Origin of the sequence: uncultured Kluyvera sp. (assembly GCF_902485085.1) — a bacterium.
Classification (GTDB): Bacteria; Pseudomonadota; Gammaproteobacteria; order Enterobacterales; family Enterobacteriaceae; genus Kluyvera; species Kluyvera ascorbata.
Genome location: NZ_CABTJS010000090.1, coordinates 1 through 4,435, shown reverse-complemented (window position 1 = coordinate 4,435; position 4,435 = coordinate 1). Strand labels below are relative to the sequence as shown.

Sequence of the window (4,435 nt, the reverse complement as noted above, 5' to 3'; positions counted from 1 at the left end):
GTCATTCGCTGATTAGCCACTGCACGGTTACGGTCTGCATATTCACCGGGCCAGTAACCCGCACCTTTTCGGGGAGGGATAAGCGCGCTGATTTTCTTACGCCGCAGTTCATCGTGACATAGCCGGGTATCGTAAGCGCCATCGGCGGCGGCTGACCTGATTTTCCGGTGGGTTTGCCGGATTAACCCGGGGAAGGCCTCTGAGTCCGTAACGTTGTTCAGCGACAGGTCAGCGCAGATGATTTCATGTGTTTTACTGTCAACGGCGAGATGCAGCTTACGCCAGATACGGCGGCGTTCCTGGCCATGCTTTTTGACTTTCCACTCGCCTTCACCGAAGACCTTCAGCCCGGTGGAATCAATTACCAGGTGTGCGATTTCACCCCGGGTGGGCGTTTTGAAACTGACATTAACCGACTTTGCCCGCCTGCTGACACAGCTGTAATCCGGGCAGCGTAGCGGAACGTTCATCAGAGAAAAAATGGAATCAATAAAGCCCTGCGCAGCGCGCAGGGTCAGCCTGAATACGCGTTTAATGACCAGCACAGTCGTGATGGCAAGGTCAGAATAGCGCTGAGGTCTGCCTCGTGAAGAAGGTGTTGCTGACTCATACCAGGCCTGAATAGCTTCATCATCCAGCCAGAAAGTTATGGAGCCACGGTTGATGAGGGCTTTATTGTAGGTGGGCCAGTTGGTGATTCTGAACTTTTGCTTTGCCACGGAATGGTCTGTGTTGTCGGGAGGATGCGTGATCTGATCCTTCAACTCAGCAAAAGTTCGATTTATTCAACAAAGCCTTTTGAACGCCGAAAATTTGGTGATATACAGAGCCGATTTGGTTCCCTGAACACCCTTCAGGAGACGTTTACAACCAGTATTGTCGGTGCAATAATTGACTCCATTATGATCATCGGATTATTGATTATGTTGGTACTCTATGGCGGGTGGCTTACCTGGTTTGTTATCCTTTTTACCTGTCTATATGTATTTATCCGGGTACTAACCTACAACAGATATCGTCAGTTATCTGAAGAGTCCTTAATAAAGGATGCAAGAGCTAATTCCTTCTTTATGGAGACACTTTATGGTATTGCCACTGTAAAGGTACAGGGGCTGAATAAACGGAGAGAGGAAAACTGGTTTAATCTTGAAGTTGACTCGATTAATACCGGAATAAAAGTATCCAGATTAAACCTGTTCTTTGGAGGCATTAATACACTGATTGCGACGATGGAGCAGATACTCATCCTCTGGCTTGGAGCCAGTTTAGTGATATCGGGAAATATGACAATTGGCATGTTTGTTGCTTTTAGTTCCTATCGAGGTCAGTTTTCTGATCGAATTGCATCATTTATAGATTTTTTACTCAGACTTCAGATCATGAGCCTTCATAACGAAAGGGTTTCGGATATAGCACTTACTGAAGTTTCCCCATTTAAAGATGATATTCCGGTAAAAAATGACATGTGCCCTGTCTCACTGTCGGCAAAGAATATCAGTTATAAATATGATAGTTATGCATCATATACTCTAAGACATCTAAATATAGAGATACAACCTGGTGAGCATGTAGCAATTACAGGTGCTTCCGGGACAGGGAAAACGACGCTATTGAAGGTACTGTGCGGATTATTCCCGGCAAGTGAAGGAAATATACTTGTAGATGGTATTGACATAAAAGAATTGGGTATTAACAACTATCAAAAATTAATCGCCTGCGTTTTACAGGATGACAGGCTTTTCTCCGGAACATTAAGGGATAATATCTGTTCCTTTTCTACTCAAATTGATGATAACTGGCTGATTGAGTGTGCCAGATTTGCACAGATACACGATGATATAGAAAGAATGCCGATGGGTTATGATACATTAATCGGAGAGCTGGGTGAAGGTTTATCAGGTGGACAAAAACAGCGTATTTTTATCGCAAGGGCAATTTATAAAAAACCATCCATTCTCTTCATGGATGAAGCAACCAGTTCTCTGGATAATACAAATGAACAATACATCAACGATGCGATAAAATCGCTGAATATCACACGCATTGTGATCGCGCACAGAAAATCCACTATTAACTCAGCTGATCGCATCATCACTTTACAGGAAAATTTATAATGCCACGACTTTTCAATTTAAAATATAAAGAACTGTTTGTGTGTTTAGGATTTATTTTTATTGCCTTTGCTTATCCGTGGATATTTCAGACATACCTGATTAACACAGGTATTGTTGGTATTGATATGGTTATCCCCTTAATGTCTTCAGCGATATTGATAACAATCACTCCAGTTTATTTTCAATTTTATAAACACACAAAGGGTTACGGTCTTGGCGAACGGCGTATTGATTTATTTATTGTGTTTATGTCTTTGATTTTATCAGTTCAATTTATGATGTTTCGTTATCAGTCGTCATATATACAGTCCCCTCCCTTGGATATCAATATCATTCTAGTTATAAATATCATTGCTGTAGTAATATTAGCACCTTTGTATGAGGAAATAATATTCAGAGGTGTTGTTTATGGATTTTTTAAAAATACATTGATGTGTAGCACAATGACTTCCGTAGTTTTAACCTCACTGATATTTTTATCCCTTCACTGGTATTATGATATATTAAGCTTGTTTATCCTGTTTTTTATCTCGGTGATCCTGACATATGCGAGAGTGCTGAGTTACGGAATATTACTTCCTTTTATACTTCACTCATTAATGAATGGCTTTGTTTTATTCTTGCGATTTCAATGACCATTCCGGGGTGCTATAGTTTTCTATCGTTATAACAGCGACCGGAAAAATTATAACTGGCACAGAGCTCTATACTTACCACCCTGTGCCTTTTATTTCAGCTACGATTATTTACAGGTGCCGCCCACTCCTGAACCACAATTACTTCCGGAGGATTTACCGCTACCACCGCCATTTCCATTTCCGTGAGAAAAACAGCCTCCTGCAAGCGCACCACCAACCAGACCCGTCCCCAGACCCAAAACGCCGCCAGGAGCACCGGCAATCATGCCGCCAATAATACCATTATTGCAGTTTGTAACATCTTGCCCCAGATTATTGTAATACCCGGTGTTACCTTTGTTATTACTTCCGGTATTTTTATTACTTTTTCCCATATTGGCATCCCGCACATCACCGAAGTGACCAGCGCCTGAAACCCTCTTCATTTCATCAAACGATAAAGTTTTCATAAAAACTCCTTTTACAGTGTGTGGACATTCATTTTGGTATAGATCTTTTGTAAAAAAACGTCAAGTATTTTAAACCTGTTAATATTCAGGGGGAGGGAAGATTAATCCTGTATGGCAGGCAATAATAATCTTTCTGTGAATGGATATATTATCCGAAAATCAGTTAGTTACTCCGGTAAGCAATGTTAAGGTTCAATCCCGCATGTGAAACCGAGCAGCGACAGGCATCTGAAACCGCAGACAGAGTCGGTCCGGTTCACAGGGAAGTGACATGGTCCAGGGCTCGAAAAACCCCTGTATAGCACACGCGTAGAACCCTAGTTGAAGCTGAAACCTGGTGAAGAACTGGGCTGGTATAACTGGAAAAAAGCCGTTTCCGCCACCATGCAGCCGCTGATGCACTGCCTTGAGGTGACGCTGCGTAACGCCATCGATTACAGTATTCGCCATGCCCGGTTGCCCGGCGCTGCCGGACACTGGCGAACCGATACCAACTGGATTTTTGATTTACCCCGCTATATCGGTGAAAAGACCTGGATACGCCAGAACAAGCGCTACAAAACCGATGCCCGTGGCCAGAAGCTCATGCATCACGGGAAACCGGTTTATGACCGGACAGCCTGGGAGGAAGACTGTATCCGTAAGGTGTCAAAACGTATCCGTGCTGCGGGCAAGGCGCCGACGGCAGAGCGGGTGATCTCCGGACTGGACTTTGGTTTCTGGACCAATTTTCTCACGAAAAACTACGATGAACCGCGGAACCGCTCGCTCCTGTGGCCCCAGTTGCTTCCGTCGGTGTTCCCCGGCGCCCCGGCCGGCACCCCCCGTCACGTGCTGGAAAAGAAATTTACCCGTATCCGTGACTTGCGTAACCGCCTGGCGCACCATGAAGCAGTCTGGAAATTCCAGGAGGAAGATCCGGTTACCGGTGCGCCGGATTACAACCGCCCGGTATATGGTCTTCAGGCGTCCCTGCAGCTGTTGCGTCGGGCATGGAAAGATATGCTGGAGGCTCTCAGCTGGCTCAGTCCTGCAAGGCATGCTGCGTTTCTGGCAGAAGGTCATCATCTGCGTTTCGAGGCACTGGCCACGCACGATGGTTTGCTGAGTTTCACCGGACGGGCACAGCTGATGCACGACCTGAACGTGCGGCGCAGTAAAGAGATCAGAAAATTATTGCGGGGGCTCGGACAGCAAAAAATCATCCGCCTGACCAGCCGTACCCGGATCATTG

Annotated in this window: 4 protein-coding genes and 1 pseudogene; 3 read left to right on the top strand and 2 right to left on the bottom strand. The window is 45.1% G+C overall.

Going from position 1 to position 4,435, the window contains the following annotated elements; genetic code table 11:
• A partial coding sequence (locus tag RDN66_RS10485) for an IS5 family transposase (RefSeq protein ID WP_308537837.1) occupies positions 1-764 on the bottom strand: 764 nt, incomplete at its 3' end.
• A gap of 33 nt (positions 765-797) precedes the next feature.
• Here RDN66_RS10485 and RDN66_RS10480 point away from each other — a divergent pair.
• A pseudogene (locus RDN66_RS10480) lies at positions 798-2,114 on the top strand (peptidase domain-containing ABC transporter); the annotation flags it as partial.
• A complete protein-coding gene (locus RDN66_RS10475; RefSeq protein ID WP_009309912.1) occupies positions 2,114-2,749 on the top strand; it encodes a CPBP family intramembrane glutamic endopeptidase in 636 nt (211 codons plus the stop codon). The pseudogene RDN66_RS10480 and the gene RDN66_RS10475, both read left to right, overlap by 1 nt.
• 107 nt (positions 2,750-2,856) lie before the next feature.
• On the opposite strand, the gene RDN66_RS10470 is transcribed toward RDN66_RS10475, so the two are convergent.
• Positions 2,857-3,201: a hypothetical protein gene (locus RDN66_RS10470; RefSeq protein WP_009309911.1), complete on the bottom strand. Its 345-nt coding sequence runs from the start codon at positions 3,199-3,201 to the stop codon at positions 2,857-2,859.
• 321 nt (positions 3,202-3,522) lie between these two features.
• Between RDN66_RS10470 and RDN66_RS10465 the strand changes: the two genes are divergently transcribed.
• Positions 3,523-4,435: Abi family protein (locus RDN66_RS10465; RefSeq protein ID WP_308537836.1), on the top strand; the 913-nt coding region annotated here is incomplete at its 3' end.